Origin of the sequence: Bradyrhizobium nitroreducens (genome assembly GCF_002776695.1) — a bacterium.
GTDB lineage: Bacteria > Pseudomonadota > Alphaproteobacteria > Rhizobiales > Xanthobacteraceae > Bradyrhizobium > Bradyrhizobium nitroreducens.
Genome location: NZ_LFJC01000003.1, coordinates 5,844,736 through 5,861,109, shown reverse-complemented (window position 1 = coordinate 5,861,109; position 16,374 = coordinate 5,844,736). Strand labels below are relative to the sequence as shown.

Genomic DNA, 16,374 nt, shown 5'->3' with positions numbered 1-16,374 from the left:
AGAGTGGAGCCCCGATCCGGGACGACGACTGAGGATGTCCGCACCACCTGCATACACGCAACGCATCAGTTCGCGCGCTTCTTCCTGCCGTGCTTCGGTTTGGCCACCGGCACATCCGCCGGCGCCGTGACCGTCGGCGAGCTACCCAACTGAGACCTGCTCTCCTGCAATCGCCTGTCGTATCCTGGAGAGTTCTGGACCGTCGGCGGCCTTGCATGGGCGAGCGTCGATGCTCCGCAGAGCACGGCAAGCGAAAGCCCGGTCATCAAGCTAGGTTTCATCGCGTTCCTCCTCGCTATCATGGCACGCCGCGGATCTGCTGCGGCGTCAGCCGCGGCGGTCCGTTGCCGGCGGCCTCGGCTTCCCTGATCAGCGCAACAATGCGGCGCATCAGCGGCACGTCGACACGGTTCTGCTCGGCGAGCGCGATGACCGCGCCTTGCAGATAGTCGATCTCGGTCTTGCGGCCCTGCTTCAGGTCCTGCCACATCGAGGAGCGCGCCTCGGGATCGATCTTCATCGTCCGCCCCAGGATCGCGTTGAAGATCGCATCCGGCAGCCGCAGCAAGGTCGGAGACCAGTTCATCGGGATCGGCGTCGCCGAGACTGGCGTGATGCCGGCCGCCTTCAGCGCGGCCAGCCCCTCCGCCATCTGGTCGGCGAACAGCCGCCGCCAATCGCGGTTTGCCAATTGCGCGGCGAGCGGCATGTCCGACAACGCGCTGAGGGCGTTGTTCAGATTGATGATCAGCTTGCCCCATTGCACGCCGGTGATGTCACCGCTCGCGCGCACGCTGAGGCCAGCTACCGACAGCGCTCCGGCCGTATTCTCGGCATCCTCGCCGATATGGATGTCGCCGGAAGTCGAGCGGTGGAAACGGCCCTCACCCATCGCGATCACGTTGAACGGCACCATGCCGGCGAGCACGCGGCGGTTGCCAAGCCGCTCGCGCAGCACCGCGACATTGCCGATACCGTTCTGAAGCGAGACGACGACGGCATCCTCGGGCGCATGCTGCGCGATCTGGTCCGCGACACCGGCGGTATCCGCGCTCTTGACGGTGACCAGCACGATGCCTGCGCTGTGAAGGATCGCGGGATCCTCCGAAAGCGCGAGCTGGCCCGCGCCGAGCCTGCGCTCGGAGCCGTCGAAATCGGTCAGACGCAGGCCGAACCGCTCGATCTCGGTCTTCACCCGCGGCCGCACCAGCAGCGCGACACGGCGGCCACCGGCCGCCAGCATGCCGCCGACGAAGCAGCCGATGGCGCCGGCGCCAGCCACCACGATCGGTCGATCCGTCATCACTGAACTCGCTCCCTGAACGTCCTGCCTTCGATAACAGAGGCACGGCCGGCAACCAATCGCGTAGCAAGCGCCTTGTAACCGTCATGAGTGCCCCATATGTTTTCGCCCCGGGGGCAGTCAGCGGCGAGCATTCGCCAGACGAGACGCCAAAGGAGAGCACCATGGGTCTACTCGACGTCCTCAACGGCATGCAGAACGGCCCGCGCGGTCCCTCGACGCCGAGCTCCGAGAAATCCGGCATGTCGCCGATGACCATGGCGCTGCTCGGCCTGCTCGCCTGGAAGGCGTTCAAGCATCTGACGGCGAGCCAGCCCGGCGCGGCGCCTGCCCCGCAGCAGCGCTCACCGCTGCCGCCGCCCACGCCTGTCAATACGGGCGACAGCAGCACGCTGGGCGGCAATAGCGGCGGCCTCAGCGACCTGCTCAAGGGCGGCCTCGGCGGCCTGCTCGCGGGCGGCGCGGCCGGATCCGTGCTGAGCGGCGGCCTTGGCGACCTCCTCAACCAGCTCCAGCAGGGCGGCCACGGCGAGGCCGCGAATTCCTGGGTCGGCAAGGGCCAGAACAAGCCGATCGCGCCGGGCGACCTCGCCAACGCCCTCGGCGCCGATCAGATCGAGAGCCTGTCCGCCCAGAGCGGCCTGTCGCGCGAGGAGCTGCTCAACGGCCTCAGTCAATATCTGCCGCAGGTGATCGACCATCTGACGCCGGACGGACGGCTGCCGACCGAGAACGAGATCTCGGGCAGAATCTAGTCGGACCTTGATCGACACGCTTTCGGGAAGGGGAGCACACTCATGAGCATGGGCGGCCTGTTGTGGATCATCGTCGTCGGCTTCATCGCCGGCCTCATCGCGCGCTGGCTGGCGCCGGGGCCGAACAATCCGAGCGGCTTCATCCTCACCACCATCCTCGGCATCGCCGGCGCATTTCTCGCGACCTTCATCGGCCAGGCCATCGGCCATTACAGCCCCGATCAGGGCGCCGGCTTCATCATGGCCACGATCGGCGCGGTGGTGGTGCTGTTCATCTGGCACCGCCTGGTGGCGAGCGGCGTCATCAAGGGATAGGTCGTTTGTCATTCCGGGGCGCGAAGCGAACCCGGAATCTCGAGATTCCGGGTTCGATGCCATCGCATCGCCCCGGAATGACGTCGTGCAACATCACGTAATCAAATGCATCCCCGCGTCCATGCGCACGACCTCGCCGGTCATGTTGCTGGAGGCCGGCATCGCCAGGAAGCACACGAGCTGGGCGATATCATCCGCGGTCGATGCGACCTTCAGCGGCACCTTCGCCACCACGCTGTCGCGCACCTGCTTGGCGCCGGCCTCGCCGCGGCCCTTGGTGAACCAGGGCGTGTCGATATAGCCGGGGCAGACCGTGTTGACGCGGATCAGCGGCGCCAGCGCGCGCGACAGCGACAGCGTCATGGTGTTGAGCGCGCCCTTGCTCGCGGCGTACGCGATCGACGAGCCGACGCCGCTGATGCCGGCGACCGAGGACACGTTGACCACGGCGGAGGGCCGACCTGAGGCCTTCGCGCCGGCCTCGAGCAGGCTGCGCGCGGCGCGCACCATCTGGAACGGACCGATGGTGTTGACGCCATAGACCCGTTGGAAATCTTCAGCCGACAAGCCGTCGAGATCGGCGTGAGCGACATGCTTGGTGATGCCGGCATTGTTGACGAGGACATCGAGCCGGCCCCAGCCGCTGGCTGCCGCGACAATCCTCCGGCAATCCTCGTCCTTGGACACGTCGCCCTGCGCGACCAGCACCTCCGCCGCGCCGGCCTTGCGGCAGAGTTCTGCGGTGGCTTCGGCTTCCTTCTGGCTCGAGGAATAGTTGATGACGAGCCGCGCCCCGCTCCGCGCGAGAATTTCCGCCGTCGCAGCGCCAAGGCCGGAAGCCGACCCCGTCACGATTGCGCACAGATTGTCCTTGGCCATCCGGATTTCCTTCCCCGTATCCTTGATCTTCCGCGGCCCTGTTTAGCGAGTTTGCGGCGCCCTGCAAATCGAGCAAACTCCGCTAAGCGGAATTAGCTTGGGCCCCATGTCCGCGCCGCAGGTTGACCTGCGATCAACGCTTGTCAGGGCCATGGCTTTTTCGGATCATCGGGCGCAAGAAGACCTGCCAAGAAGACTTGCGCGGGTCGCTCACCAGGCGGGACGCGCCAACGGCAAAACACGGGGAACGCTGTGGCGGAGAGTGACAATATCGTCGTCGAGACCGCGGAGAAGATCTTCGCAGATCTCGCCGATCCGCAAACCATCAACAACGACAAGAAGAATTCCTGGCAGGCGCCGCTGTGGCAGGCGCTGAGCGAAGCCGGCCTGCCATTGTCCTGGGTGCCCGACGATCTCGGCGGATCCGGCGCGAGCCTTGCCGACGGCTTCGCTCTGCTGAACGCCGCCGGCCGTTTCGCCGTCGCGGTTCCCCTGGCGGAGACCATGCTGGCCGGCTGGCTGCTGGCCCAGGCGAAGATCGCGTCCCCTGAAGGTGAGATGACGGTGCTGCCGGCAAGCCCCAGGGATCGCATCACCCTCGATGCCGACGGTTCGCTCTCCGGCCGCGCCCGCGGCGTGCCGTTTGCGAAGACGGCGAAGCACTTTGCAGTGCTGGCGCATGGCAAGGACGGCGCCTCGATCGCGCTGGTCGATGCCGGCAAGGGCCGGATCGAGTCCGGTCTCAATGTCGGCTACGATCACAGCGACACCGTGACGCTCGACAAGGTCCAGCCCGTCACGCTGAAGGCCGCGCCGAAGGGGCTTGACCAGACCACGCTCATGCTGATGGGCGGCGTTGCGCGCAGCCTTCAGATCGCGGGCGCGCTGGAATCGATGCTCGACATCTCCGTGCGGTATTCCAACGAGCGCGTCGCCTTCGAGAAGAAGATCTCGAAATTCCAGGCCGTGCAGCACAATCTCGCGCGTCTCGCCGGCGAATCCGCCGCGGCGCTCGCGGCTGCGACGTCCGCGGCTGACGCCATCGCGAACGCCGAGGCGTTCAACGACGAGGTCTATCTCGAAGCCGCCTCCGCCAAGATCCGCTGCGCGGAAGCCGCGGAAAAGGGCGGCGCCATCGCGCATCAGGTGCACGGCGCGATCGGCTTCACCATGGAGCACATCCTGCACCGCTATTCGCTGCGGGCGCTGGCCTGGCGCGACGATTTCGGCTCGGAGAGCCATTGGGCCGTCGAGCTCGGCAAGCTGGTCGCAAGCCGCGGCGCCGACGAACTGTGGCCGCTCGTGGCATCGCGCTGATCAGGGAGAGAAACACATGACCGCTGCGCTTCGTTTCGACCCGATCCGCCTGCCCGAAAAGTGCGAGCAATTGCGCAAGGAAGTGCGCGCCTTCCTGGCCGAGGAAATCGCCGCCGGCACCTTCGATCCGCACAAGCCCAACCGCGAGGACACCGACGCGCCGGAATTTTCCCGCCGGGTCGGCGCCAAGGGCTGGCTCGGCATGACCTGGCCGAAGAAATATGGCGGCCAGGAGCGCTCCTTCCTCGAACGCTACGTGGTGACCGAGGAGATGCGCGTCGCCAACGCGCCGACGCGGCGCTTCTTCGTCGCCGACCGCCAGAGCGGGCCGGTGCTGCTGAAATATGCCCCCGAGCACATCAAGATGGACATCCTGCCGCGGATCTGCCGCGGCGAGATCTGCTTCGCCATCGGCATGAGCGAGCCGAACTCCGGCTCGGACCTGTTCGCGGCGAAGACGCGCGCGACCAAGACCGACGGCGGCTATCTCATCAACGGCACCAAGATCTGGACCTCGTCGGCGCATATCGCCGACTACATGATCGCGATCTTCCGGACCTCGCAGCCGACCAAGGAAAACCGCCGTCACGGCCTGACCCAGTTCCTGGTCAAGATGAAGCAGCCGGGCATCAAGGTGAACCCGATCGGCCAGATCACCGGGCAATACGAGTTCAACGAGGTCGTCTTCACCGACTTCTTCGTGCCTGATGACCACGTGCTCGGCGAGGTCGACGGCGCCTGGAAGCAGGCGACCAGCGAGCTCGCCTATGAGCGCTCCGGACCCGAGCGCTTCCTCGAGACCTATTACGTGCTGACCGAGCTGGTCCGCGCGGTCGGTCCCAACCCGGATACGCGCAGTGCCGAAGGCATCGGCCGTCTCGTTGCGCAGCTCCACACCATGCGGCGCATGTCGGTCTCGGTGGCCGGCATGCTTCAAGCCGGCAAGGAGCCGGTGGTCGAGGCGTCCATCGTCAAGGACATCGGCACGGTCTGGGAGCAGCAGCTTCCGCACCGCGTCCGCGATCTCGCCGCCTTCGTCGAGGAGACCGCGACCAACCGCGAGACCTTGGAGCGGCAGCTCGACTTCGCGATCAAGACCGCACCGAAACTCACCATCCAGGGCGGCACCACCGAGGTGCTGCGCGGCATCATCGCGCGCGGACTGGGTCTGCGCTAATTCAATCGAGGACATCATGAGCACGTATAAAGACATCGGCGTCGAGAAGGTCGGACACGTCGGCACCATCGAGATCCGCCGTCCGCCGCTCAACTTCTTCGACATCTCGCTGATCAACCAGATCGCCGATGCGCTCGAGGAGTTCGACCGCGACATCGAGATCCGCAGCTCCGTTCTCTCGGCGCAGGGCAAGGCGTTCTGCGCCGGCGCCAACTTCCAGGATCCGGCGCGGCAGGCGCAGGAGGCAAGCGAGGCCGGGAAGAAGGGCGACCCCGCCGACAGCCTCGGCGCCATCAACCATCTCTACATCCAGGCCGTGCGCATCTTCCGCGCCAAGAAGCCGATCGTCGCCGCCGTGCAGGGCGCGGCCATCGGCGGCGGCCTGGGCCTTGCGGTGTCGGCGGATTTCCGCGTCACCTGCCCCGAAGCGCGCTTCTCCGCGAACTTCACCAAGCTTGGCTTCCATCCCGGCTTCGGCCTGACGACGACGCTCCCCGAGCTGATCGGCAAGAACAACGCCGAGCTGATGTTCTACACCAGCCGCCGCGTCACCGGCGAGGAAGCCGTGAAGTGGGGCCTCGCCAACGTGCTGGTGCCGCAGGACCAGGTGAAGGCGGAAGCGATGAAGCTCGCCAACGAGATCGCCGAATGCTCCCCGCTCGGCCTGCTCTCGACTCGCGCCACCATGCGCAACGGCCTCGCCGACCGCGTCATGGCCGCGACCAACCACGAGCTCGCCGAACAGACCCGGCTGCGCGCGACGGAAGATTTCAAGGAAGGCGTGAAGGCCACGGAAGAGCGGCGCGCGGCGAATTTTAAGGGAAGGTGAGTCCTTTCTTCCTTCTCCCCTTGTGGGAGAAGGTGGCGCGAAGCGCCGGATGAGGGGTCTCTCTCCGAGCTTGATCCTCTCACGATGTGCACGCCGAGAGAGACCCCTCACCCGTCTCGCCGCTATCGCGGCGAGCCACCCTCTCCCACAAGGGGAGAGGGCTTAACCTCGCCTCCCCACCACCAGCGCATCGACGATCGTTGCGCCCAGCCCCTCGCCGTGCACCAGCACCGGGTTGAGCTCGATCTCCGAAATCTCCCTGGCATACGCTGCCGCCAGCACGGAGATGTCGGCGATCAGTTGCGAGAGAGCCGGCACATCCGCCTTCGCCGCCCCGCGAAATCCGTTCAGCAATGGCGCGGCTTTCAATTCCGCGAGCATCGCGCCAGCCTCCTCCGCGCTCACCGGCGCGGGGCGATAGACAACATCACGGAACAGCTCCGTCGTGATGCCGCCGAGACCCACCATCACCATCGGCCCGAACGTCTCATCCAGCATCGTGCCCACGATGATCTCGACGCCCCGCTTCGCCATCGGGCCGATCAGCACGCCCTGGATCGACGCCTCAGGCCTGTGCTCGCGCGCCTTGTTCAGCAAGGCCTCGAACGCCAGAAACGCCTCGCCCTTGGTGGTGACGTTGAGGCGCACGCCGCCGACCTCGCTCTTGTGAGCGATATCGGGTGACTGAATCTTCATCGCCAGGGGAAAGCCGACGCGGGCGAGCGCCTCATCGAGCCCGCTCTTGTCCTTGACCAGCACCTCGTTCGGCAAGGCGATGCCGGCGGCGCGGAGCAATGTCTTGCTGTCGGCCTCGGACAGGACCGGCGACCTCAGATGCGCGGACAGATCGCGCAAGGGCAGCCGCGTCGTGTCCGCAGCCGGCGGCAGCCTGAAATTGGCGTAATCGACAAGCCGCCGCATCGCTACGCCGACATGGGTCAGGCCCGAGAGCACCACGACACCTGATTTCGCAAGCTCGCGCCGCGCGAAGTCGGACGGCACGGTGTAGGAATAGAACACCACCGGCTTGTGCTGCGCGGACAGCACCGGCGCCAGTTCCTCTTCCTTGAACGGCTTGCGCACCTCGCTCGACAGCGACAGCACGACCAGGATCGCATCGACCTCGTCGGACGCCGTGAGCACGTCGACGCTCTTCTGCAAACCGCCGGAGGTGACGCCCTGCGCGGTGACGTCGATCGGGTTTCGCGCCGTGCCATAGGACGGCATCAACTGCTTGATCCCCGCCTGGACGGACTCGGACAGCTCCGGCACCTGCAGGCCCTGCAGCGCCACGGCGTCGGCGCCCCAGATGCCGGCGCCGCCGGAGACGGTGACGACGGCAACCCGATCGCCCCTCGGCAACGGATTGCTCGCCAGCACCGCCGCGATCGTCAGCGCCTCGTCGAGATCGTTGGAGACGATGAAGCCGTATTTCGCAAACACCGCGTCATAGGCCGCCGACCAGCCGGCCATGCTCGCGGTGTGCGAGGCCGCGGCGCGCTGGCCCGCGCCGGAGCGGCCGACCTTGGTGACGATGACGGGTTTCTTCACCTCCGCGGCGCGGCGTGCAGCGGCGAGGAATTTTTCGACGTCGCGAATGCCTTCGATGAACAGCAGGATCACGTCGGTCGAGGCATCCTGCACCAGATAGTCCAGGAACTCGCCGGCGCCGAGGTCGGATTCATTGCCGGCGCTGACGACATAGCTGACGGCGACGCCGAGCGCCCGCGCGCGATGATAATAGGCAAAGCCGATACCGCCGCTCTGCGCGACGATGCCGATCCGCCTCGTCGTCGCGACCAGCGGCACCACGCCAGGCTTGACGTCGACCGCCGGACTGAACGTTGCCGCCACGCGCTGCATTTGGCTGAAGAAACCCTCGGCGTTCGGACCGGAGATCCGCATCCCCGTGCGCTTCGCCAGCGCTGCGATCGCATCCTGCATCGCCGCGCTGTCGCCGCCCTCCTCGGCGAAGCCGGAGGAGATGATCACGGCATTCCTGACGCCGGCGGCGGCGCATTGCTCGAGCGCGGCCAGCACCGCGCGGGCGGGGATCATGACGACGGCAAGATCGATCGGCGCGCCGATCTCCGCGATCGATTTGTAGCAGGCGCGCCCGTCGATATCCGCGTAGTTCGGGTTCACCGGGTAGATCTCGCCCGGATACCCGTTCTTGCGCAGCATCGACAGCAGCCGGCCCGGGATCTTCTCGTGATCGCGCGAGGCGCCGATCAGCGCGATGCTGGCGGGGGCAAAGAAACTGTCGAGCGGATGCGGCATGGCGAGTCCTTCTCATTGTTGCCGCGCCGCAGCCTCCATCCCCGTCATCCTGAGGCGCCGGAGCGCAGCGGAGGCCTCGAAGGATGTACGGCCACCGGCCGAGCCGTTCATCCCTCGAGGCTCCCCGTGCGGCGCGTCGCGTCGCACGCCTCGCACCTCAGGATGACGGATCGAGAGCCGTGAACGCAAGAACTCAGGCGGCGAGCCGGAATGTCACCCCACCCAGCAGGAACTCGTTCCCCGCCACAGCGAGCCCCTTCGCCTTGGCAGCGTGCAGCACGCGCGCCACGTCGGTCACCCGAAACTCCAGCGCGCTCATGATCTCGCTGGCGCCCTTGACGAAGCGGAAGGTTGCGTTCGGCAGCTTCAGCTCAGCTCCGTCAGGCGCAACCCCGATGGTCTTCCCCCAATGTGCCGCCAGCCCCTGCGGGTCCGGGCTCTGCATCTCCACCGCGACAAGCGCCTGCGTCACGTCCTTGCGGATGGACTTCTGCCAGTCCGGTCCCGCCGGCGGATATGCGCCCAGGATATCGTCGCTGCCTTCGGTGTGGTTGAACTCGATGAAAGCGGCGCGGCAGTCGCGGGGGTGGAGCTGCACGCCGTGATAGGGCGCATGGTCGATGACGTTGGCGGTGCGCACGCCCATTGCGTTGGCGTGGCGGCCCCGCTCGTCGGGATCGTCACAGCAGAAGATCGCCATGTAGCCGCCGCGGCCGCCGGTCTTCTCGATGAAGCGGCCGGCCGTGGTGCCATCCTTGAACGGGGCGACCACCTCCAGCAGGATGGTATCGACCGGCAGCAGCGCGTTCTCCAGTCCGTATTTCGCGACATTGCCGTCGCGGTAGCAGACGGCAAGGCCCATGATCTCCGCGATGTCGGAGACGACGGGCGCGAGCTGCGGCGCGACCAGGCAGATCTGCCGCAGCCGTAGATAGGGCGCCATGGTCATGCGCCCCTGAAGGTGGGCTTGCGCTTCTCCACGAAGGCCTTGGCGGCCTCCTTGTGGTCCTCGGTGTCGCCGCAGCGGGTGTGATGGATCGCCTCGCCGTCGAAGCAGTCTTCCAGCGGCAGATGCTCGGCGTTGTTGATGTTGCGCTTGATGAAGCCGAGCGCGATCGAGGGCCCCTGCGCCAGCGACAGTGCGAGCTCATGCGCGGCGGCATCGATCTCCGCATCAGGCACGACCTTGGTCACCATGCCGATCGCATGGGCGTCCCTGGCGGTGAGCACCGGCGACATCAGATAGAGCTCGCGCGCCCGCGCGCTGCCGAGCAGCTGGGTCAGGAAATAGGTGCCGCCGTAATCGCCGGAGAAGCCGACCTTGGCGAAGGCGGTGGTGATCTTGCAGGATTCGGATGCGATGCGCAGGTCGCAGGACAGCGCCATCGACAGGCCCGCGCCGGCCGCCGCACCGTCGAGCTGCGCCACCACGGGTTTGGGCATCTGGTGCAGGATGCGCGAGACCTCCATACCACGACGCAAATTCGCGAGCTTCTGCTCGAACGGCAGCGGCGCGCGGCCGGCCGCCATCGACTTGACGTCGCCGCCGACGCAGAACGAGCCGCCGGCGCCCTTGAACAGCACCGCGCGCACCTCGGGATCATCCGCCGCACGGCGTGCGGCTTCGACCAGCCCGGCCACCATCTCCGGGTTGAGCGCGTTCTTCCGCTCGGGCCGGTTCATCGTGATGGTGAGCAGCCCGCCTTCGAGCTTTTGCGGAACCATGTCGTTGCTCATGCGGCGTCTCCCTTTGTTTTTGTTTTGCTCGTCATTCCGGGGCGCGCCTTTGGCGCGAACCCGGAATCCACTTCTCAACCTTCACGGCCGCCCGATGGATCCTCAGGTGCGCAATTGCGCACCTGAGAACCTCGAGATCCCGGGTTCTCGCTACGCGAGCCCCGGGATAACGCTTCGCGTCACTTCTTCACCAGCGGGCAGCGCGACTGCTCCAGCGACTGGAACGCTTCGGCGCCGGGGACGGTGGCGAGCAGCTTGTAATCGTCCCAGCGGCCCTTCGATTCCGACGGCTTCTTCACCTCGAACAGATACATGTCGTGGATCATGCGGCCGTCGTCGCGGATCTTGCCGTTCTTGGCGAAGAAGTCGTTGATGGGCGTTTCCTTCATCACCTTCATGACGGCGGCAGCATCGGTGGTGCCGGCCGCCTTCACCGCCTTCAGGTAATGCGTCACGGAGGAGTAGACGCCGGCCTGCGCCGAGGTCGGCGGCCGCTTCACGCGCTCCTGGAAGCGCTTGGAGAAGGCGCGCGTGTCGTCGTTCATGTCCCAGTAGAAGGCTTCGGCCAGCAGCAGGCCCTGCGCCGTCTCGAGCCCGATCGAGTCGATGTCGGTGACGAAGACGAGCAGCGGCGAAACCTTCTGGCCGCCCTTCATGATGCCGAACTCGGCCGCCTGCTTGATGGCGTTGACGGTGTCGCCGCCGGCATTGGCAAGGCCGATCACCTTGGCCTTGGAGGCCTGGGCCTGCAGCAGGAACGACGAGAAATCCGAGGTGTTGAGCGGATGGCGCACGCTGCCGAGCACCTTGCCGCCGGTCTTGGTCACGACGGCGCTGGTGTCCTTCTCCAGGTCCTGGCCGAAGGCGTAATCGGCGGTGAGGAAGTACCAGCTGTCGAGGCCCGACTTCACTGCGGCAAGGCCGGTCACGTTGGCCTGGCCGTAGGTGTCGAACACGTAGTGCACGGTATAGGGACCGCAGGCCTCGTTGCTGAGACGGATCGAGCCCGGACCGTTGAAGATGATGATCTTGTTGCGCGCCTTGGCGATCTCGCCGGCCGCAAGCGCGGTGGCGGAGGCCGCGACGTCGTAGATCATCTCGACGCCCTGATTGTCGAGCATGTCGCGGGCGATGTTGGCGGAGAGATCGGCCTTGTTCTGATGGTCGGCCGCCAGCACCTGGATCTTGCGACCGAGCACCTCGCCGCCGAAATCCTCGACGGCCATCTTGGCCGCAGTCTCGCTGCCGGGACCGGTGATGTCTGCATAGAGGCTCGACATGTCGAGGATGCCGCCGATCTTGAGCGGCGGCTTGTCCTGGGCCTGCGCGGCGGCGCTCGCACTGAGGGCAAGCGACGCGGCAAAAATGCCCGACAAAATTCTCTTCATCGAAAAAGACCTCCCGTTATCGCGCCGTACTCTGATGGCGGCTTGGTTGTTGCTCTTGGCAATAGTTATTGGCAATCGCTGTTGCCGCAATCATGCCGCATGCGCAAGAGCGCAGCAAGCGCGAGGCGCGTTGCGCGCATGAATGCCGCGCATGTTTTCCGCAAAGCGGAATGGTGAGACGACGCAAGATGTTTCCGCGTCGTTGCGAGTGTGTGAAACAACGGCGCAGCTCCACACGCTCTGCCGTAGGGTAGGCAAAGGCGCGCTCGTCGCGCCGTGCCCACCGCCTCGTGCGATTGGCAAAGACGTGGGCACGCTTCGCTTTGCCCACCCGAGGGCAACCCCTTCGCCATTCGCCACGTTTGGGTTAGAACGATCGCACAACGCAACCTCTCCGGGTCACGTGACGCGACTGCTTCACTTCATCGTCGCATTCCTTCTCCTCGCGAGCCGCGCCGCGCTCGCGACGCCGTGCCAGTTCGAATCGCAGGGCGAAGGCCGCGTCGCCGCCATCGTCGATGCGCGCAGCGTCCGTCTCGACGACGGCCGCGAAATCCGTCTCATCGGAATCGAAGCGACGGCATCCACCAGGCAGGCGCTGGCATCGCTGCTCGCCGGCCGCGACGTCACGCTCCGCGGCAGCGACGACACGCCGGACCGCTATGGCCGCCAGGGCGCGCTGGTCTTCATCGGCGAGGGCGACACGTCCATACAAGCCATGCTGCTGGCCCAGGGCGACGCCCTGGTCTCCGCCGAGATCTCGGACAAGGACTGCGCGGCCGCGCTGATGGCGTCGGAAGCTGCAGCACGGCGCCAAAAAAAGGGCAGCTGGGCTGACCCGTCGGCCATAAAAAACGCGGAAAGTCCGGACGATATTTTGGCGGGGATCGGGCGCTTTGTGGTGGTCGAGGGTAAAGTCCTGTCGGTCCGGCAAGCTGGGGCAATGACCTACCTCAACTTCGGGCGGAACTGGACACGTGGCTTTGCCGCGACTATCTCAAAGCGCGCGTTACCGGCGTTCGAAAGCGCCGGGATCACCCTTAAGTCCTTGGAGAATAAACGTATTCGAATCCGGGGCTGGGTTGAGGAAAGTACGGGACCGCGGATCGATGTGCGGCTCGTGGGACAGGTCGAGTTGCTGGGCGCGAACGAGCCGACAGGGGTAAGGCCCTAAAGAAGGGCCAGGCACGGGTTAAGCGACGTGAATGGGGTGCTAGAACGGCACGTACGGAACGAACGCCGCCGCCTGCGGGCTGCGCCGGCCGCGCTATGCCTCGTGCTGGGCGCGGCGCTGGCGGGCTGCGGCGACATGGGCCGGTTCCAGACCGCCGCGACCCCGCCGGCCGTCGCGATGCCGAAGCCGAAGCCGGCCGTCGCCCAGACCCCTGCCACCGAAAAGGAGCATGAGCGCATCCTGGCGAGCTATGGCGGCACCTATGACGACCCCAGGCTCGAATCGCTGGTCACCAAGACCGTCGATCGGCTCGTCGCCGCCTCCGACCGGCCCGACCAGGGCTACAGGGTCACCATTCTCAATTCCGGCGCGGTGAACGCCTTCGCGCTGCCGAACGGCCAGCTCTATGTCACGCGCGGTCTGCTGGCGCTCGCCAGCGACACCTCGGAACTGTCCTCCGTGCTCAGCCACGAGATGGCGCATGTACTGTCCAAGCACGCGGCGATGCGCGAGGACCAGGCGCGCCAGGCCGCGATCGTCACCCGCGTCGTCACCGACATGAGCAACGACCCCGACCTCACCGCGCTGGCGCTGGCCAAGACCAAGCTCACCATGGCGAGCTTTTCGCGCAAGCAGGAGTTCGAGGCCGACGGCATCGGCGTCGGCATTTCCGCCAAGGCGCATTTCGACCCTTACGGTGCTGCACGCTTCCTCTCCGCGATGGAGCGCAATGCCGAGCTGAAGGCCGGCAAGAGCTCGCTCGATCCGCGCGCGCAGGATTTCACCTCGTCCCATCCGGCAACGCCTGAGCGCGTGCAGAACGCGCAGACCATTGCGCGGCAATATACTGCGCCTGAAGGCGCCGAGCGCGACCGCGAGAGCTATCTCGCCGCGATCGACAACCTCGTCTACGGCGAAGATCCCAGCGAAGGTTTCGTGCGCGGCCGCCGTTTCCTGCATCCGAAGCTCGGCTTCACCTTCCAGGCGCCGGACAATTTCACGCTCGACAACACCGCCCAGGCCGTGATCGGCGTGCGCGAAGGCGGCGCGCAGGCGATGCGTTTCGACGTGGTGCGCGTGCCGGCCGAGCAGTCGCTCGGCGACTACCTCAATTCCGGCTGGATGGAGGGCGTCGAGAAGGCGTCCACCGAGGACCTCAGCATCAACGGCTTCCCGGCCGCGTCCGCCACCGCCAAGGGCGACCAGTGGCAGTTCAAGGTCTACGCGCTGCGCTTCGGCAGCGACGTCTATCGCTTCATCTTCGCGACGAGGCAGAAATCGACCGAGAGCGAGCGCAACGCGCGCGAGACCGTCAATTCGTTCCGTCGCCTGACCCTCGACGAGATCCAGGCCGCCCGCCCCTTGCGCATCAAGGTCATCACCGTGCAGCCCGGTGACACCGTGGAGTCGCTCTCTCACCGCATGGCCGGCGTCGATCATCCCGCCGAGCGTTTTCGCGTGCTCAACGGCCTCGATCGCACCGCGCAGGTGAAGGTGCGCGACCGCGTGAAGATCGTGGCGGATTGAGGTTGCGCTCGGTCTGCAAACTCATCCGTCGTTCCGGACAAGCGCGCCCAAAGCGCGCGCCGATCCGGGACCCATGGCCACAGGATGGAGTTAGGCGAAGACTCGGAGTTGCCACCTCGCGCCATAACCCCTGCCTGGGGTTATGGGTCGCGGCGTTCGCCGGGACGACACCTCTTTTGGAGCCGCAGCCCGCGCCTAACTAACGCCCCGCGTCCATATCCCCCTTCTCGCGCTGGCCGCTGAGCCACAGTGCGAGCAGAGTCCAGAACGCGCCTGACAACAGATACGCGCCCGAGGCGATGACGCCGAGATTGGTGGCGAGCAGCAGCGCGACCAGCGGCGCGAAGCCGGCACCGAACAGCCAGGCCATGTCCGAGGTCAGTGCCGAGGCGGTGTAGCGGTAGGCATGCTTGAAGTTCGAGGCGATCGCGCCGGAGGATTGGCCGAACGACAGGCCGAGCAGAATGAAGCCGATCACCATGTAGATGGTCTCGCCGAACGCGCCGGCGTCGAGCAGTTGCGGGGCAAAGCCGCTATAGATCGCAATCGCGATCGCCGATCCCATCAACAGCGATTTGCGCCCGACGCGATCGGCGATGATGCCGGAGGCCACGATCGCGCCGACGCCGAACACCGCGGCGACGATCTCGATGATCAGGAAGCGCACCGGGCTCTCGCGGGTGAACAGGAACACCCAGGACAGCGGGAACACCGTGACCATGTGGAAAAGCGCGAAGCTCGCCAGCGGCGCGAACGCGCCGAGCATGATGTTCTGGCCTTCGCGCGCGACGGTCTCGGAGATGCGCGCCGGCTGCAATTCGCGGGTCTCGAACAGCGAGGCGTATTCCTCCGTCGTCACCATGCGCAGGCGCGCGAACAGCGCCACGACGTTGATGGCGAACGCGACGAAGAACGGATAGCGCCAGCCCCAGTCGAAAAAATCCTCGGCCGAGAGATTGCCGGCGAAATAGGCGAACAGCGCGCTCGCCACGATCAGGCCCAGCGGCGCTCCGAGCTGTGGCACCATCGCGTACCAGCCGCGCTGCGAGGCCGGCGCATTCAGCGCCAGCAGCGAGGCCATGCCGTCCCAGGCGCCGCCCCAGGCCAGACCCTGCGCGATACGCGCCAGCGCCAGCAGCCAGATCGCGGCGACGCCGATGTCGTGATAGCCGGGCAGGAACGCGAGCGCCACGGTGGCAGTGCCGAGCAGAAACAGCGCCGAGATCAGCTTGGCGGTCTTGCCGTAGGCACGGTCGACCGTCATGAAAATGACGGTGCCGATCGGCCGGGCCATGAAGGCCAGCGCGAAGATCATGAAAGAATAAAGGGTGCCGGTCAGCTCGCTCGCGAACGGGAACACCAGGCGCGGGAACACGATCACCGAGGCGATCGCGAAGACGAAGAAGTCGAAGAACTCCGAGGTGCGGCCGATGATGACGCCGATGGCGATCTCGCCGGGACTGGCCTGGTCGTGGCCGTGCTCGCCCGAGTGGAGGTCTGCCATTGCGGGGGTCTGTGCCGTCGCCATTCGTGCGCCCTTAACGTCCTGAAAACCAAAGCCGACCGCCCGGCAAACGCCCGGCAATCCGGCCCTGTCTGACCCAACCTCCCGCACTGCAACATTGGACAAATTGTCCAATGTCCGGATTGTTGCGCCGCAGCTACCCGTTGGCCCCGCAAAAGAAACTCATTC

Annotated in this window: 14 protein-coding genes; 7 read left to right on the top strand and 7 right to left on the bottom strand. The window is 66.1% G+C overall.

What is annotated here, in order from left to right; genetic code table 11:
* Positions 1-298: 298 nt before the first annotated feature.
* Positions 299-1,306 carry a 2-dehydropantoate 2-reductase gene (locus TSA1_RS28105; RefSeq protein WP_100179181.1) on the bottom strand — a complete coding sequence of 336 codons (1,008 nt, stop codon included), beginning with the start codon at positions 1,304-1,306 and terminating at the stop codon, positions 299-301.
* 161 nt (positions 1,307-1,467) lie between these two features.
* Here TSA1_RS28105 and TSA1_RS28100 point away from each other — a divergent pair, with 161 nt between their 5' ends.
* Together TSA1_RS28100 and TSA1_RS28095 are read left to right on the top strand one after the other, a co-directional pair.
* Positions 1,468-2,058, top strand: coding sequence for a YidB family protein (locus TSA1_RS28100; RefSeq protein ID WP_100179180.1), 591 nt, complete (start codon positions 1,468-1,470; stop codon positions 2,056-2,058).
* Between the two features lie 42 nt (positions 2,059-2,100).
* Entirely contained in the window at positions 2,101-2,373 is a 273-nt protein-coding gene (locus TSA1_RS28095) for a GlsB/YeaQ/YmgE family stress response membrane protein (RefSeq protein WP_080586664.1), read from the top strand.
* A 93-nt stretch (positions 2,374-2,466) separates the two neighbouring features.
* Here TSA1_RS28095 and TSA1_RS28090 read toward each other — a convergent pair whose 3' ends face one another.
* On the bottom strand, positions 2,467-3,252 hold the full coding sequence (locus tag TSA1_RS28090) for an SDR family NAD(P)-dependent oxidoreductase (RefSeq protein ID WP_100179179.1): 786 nt from the start codon (positions 3,250-3,252) through the stop codon (positions 2,467-2,469).
* 252 nt (positions 3,253-3,504) lie between these two features.
* On the opposite strand from TSA1_RS28090, the gene TSA1_RS28085 reads away from it, so the two are divergent.
* From TSA1_RS28085 to TSA1_RS28075, 3 genes are read left to right on the top strand one after another with little or no spacing between them, the layout of a single operon-like run.
* Positions 3,505-4,569: an acyl-CoA dehydrogenase family protein gene (locus TSA1_RS28085; protein WP_100179178.1), complete on the top strand. Its 1,065-nt coding sequence runs from the start codon at positions 3,505-3,507 to the stop codon at positions 4,567-4,569.
* Positions 4,570-4,585: 16 nt separating this feature from the next.
* Positions 4,586-5,746, top strand: a complete 1,161-nt coding sequence (locus tag TSA1_RS28080; protein ID WP_018316466.1) for an acyl-CoA dehydrogenase family protein — start codon at positions 4,586-4,588, stop codon at positions 5,744-5,746.
* A gap of 16 nt (positions 5,747-5,762) precedes the next feature.
* Positions 5,763-6,575, top strand: coding sequence for an enoyl-CoA hydratase/isomerase family protein (locus TSA1_RS28075; RefSeq protein WP_100179177.1), 813 nt, complete (start codon positions 5,763-5,765; stop codon positions 6,573-6,575).
* A gap of 162 nt (positions 6,576-6,737) precedes the next feature.
* Here the strand turns inward: TSA1_RS28075 and TSA1_RS28070 are convergent, their stop codons facing one another.
* From TSA1_RS28070 to TSA1_RS28055, 4 genes are all read right to left on the bottom strand, one after another.
* The gene (locus tag TSA1_RS28070) at positions 6,738-8,855 is read right to left on the bottom strand and encodes an acetate--CoA ligase family protein (protein WP_100179176.1); all 2,118 of its coding nucleotides are present in this window, start codon (positions 8,853-8,855) and stop codon (positions 6,738-6,740) included.
* Positions 8,856-9,048: 193 nt separating this feature from the next.
* A complete protein-coding gene (locus tag TSA1_RS28065) occupies positions 9,049-9,798 on the bottom strand; it encodes a VOC family protein (protein ID WP_174719107.1) in 750 nt (249 codons plus the stop codon).
* 2 nt (positions 9,799-9,800) lie between these two features.
* On the bottom strand, positions 9,801-10,592 hold the full coding sequence (locus TSA1_RS28060; protein ID WP_100179174.1) for an enoyl-CoA hydratase: 792 nt from the start codon (positions 10,590-10,592) through the stop codon (positions 9,801-9,803).
* Positions 10,593-10,771: 179 nt separating this feature from the next.
* On the bottom strand, positions 10,772-11,980 hold the full coding sequence (locus TSA1_RS28055) for an ABC transporter substrate-binding protein (protein WP_100179173.1): 1,209 nt from the start codon (positions 11,978-11,980) through the stop codon (positions 10,772-10,774).
* A 403-nt stretch (positions 11,981-12,383) separates the two neighbouring features.
* Here TSA1_RS28055 and TSA1_RS28050 point away from each other — a divergent pair, with 403 nt between their 5' ends.
* Together TSA1_RS28050 and TSA1_RS28045 are read left to right on the top strand one after the other, a co-directional pair.
* Positions 12,384-13,154, top strand: coding sequence for a thermonuclease family protein (locus TSA1_RS28050; protein WP_245448435.1), 771 nt, complete (start codon positions 12,384-12,386; stop codon positions 13,152-13,154).
* Positions 13,155-13,190: 36 nt separating this feature from the next.
* A complete protein-coding gene (locus TSA1_RS28045; protein ID WP_100179171.1) occupies positions 13,191-14,681 on the top strand; it encodes a M48 family metalloprotease in 1,491 nt (496 codons plus the stop codon).
* Between the two features lie 199 nt (positions 14,682-14,880).
* On the opposite strand, the gene TSA1_RS28040 is transcribed toward TSA1_RS28045, so the two are convergent.
* The gene (locus TSA1_RS28040) at positions 14,881-16,209 is read right to left on the bottom strand and encodes an MFS transporter (RefSeq protein WP_100179170.1); all 1,329 of its coding nucleotides are present in this window, start codon (positions 16,207-16,209) and stop codon (positions 14,881-14,883) included.
* Between the last annotated feature and the right edge of the window lie 165 nt (positions 16,210-16,374).

What these genes read in the sequence shown, in the direction of transcription:
- TSA1_RS28055 (WP_100179173.1), bottom strand. Translation starts at nt 11,980, where the DNA reads ATGAAGAGAATTTTGTCGGGCATTTTTGCCGCGTCGCTTGCCCTCAGT.
- TSA1_RS28080 (WP_018316466.1), top strand. Translation starts at nt 4,586, where the DNA reads ATGACCGCTGCGCTTCGTTTCGACCCGATCCGCCTGCCCGAAAAGTGC.
- TSA1_RS28100 (WP_100179180.1), top strand. Translation starts at nt 1,468, where the DNA reads ATGGGTCTACTCGACGTCCTCAACGGCATGCAGAACGGCCCGCGCGGT.
- TSA1_RS28075 (WP_100179177.1), top strand. Translation starts at nt 5,763, where the DNA reads ATGAGCACGTATAAAGACATCGGCGTCGAGAAGGTCGGACACGTCGGC.
- TSA1_RS28065 (WP_174719107.1), bottom strand. Translation starts at nt 9,798, where the DNA reads ATGGCGCCCTATCTACGGCTGCGGCAGATCTGCCTGGTCGCGCCGCAG.
- TSA1_RS28040 (WP_100179170.1), bottom strand. Translation starts at nt 16,209, where the DNA reads ATGGCGACGGCACAGACCCCCGCAATGGCAGACCTCCACTCGGGCGAG.
- TSA1_RS28060 (WP_100179174.1), bottom strand. Translation starts at nt 10,592, where the DNA reads ATGAGCAACGACATGGTTCCGCAAAAGCTCGAAGGCGGGCTGCTCACC.
- TSA1_RS28070 (WP_100179176.1), bottom strand. Translation starts at nt 8,855, where the DNA reads ATGCCGCATCCGCTCGACAGTTTCTTTGCCCCCGCCAGCATCGCGCTG.
- TSA1_RS28090 (WP_100179179.1), bottom strand. Translation starts at nt 3,252, where the DNA reads ATGGCCAAGGACAATCTGTGCGCAATCGTGACGGGGTCGGCTTCCGGC.
- TSA1_RS28095 (WP_080586664.1), top strand. Translation starts at nt 2,101, where the DNA reads ATGAGCATGGGCGGCCTGTTGTGGATCATCGTCGTCGGCTTCATCGCC.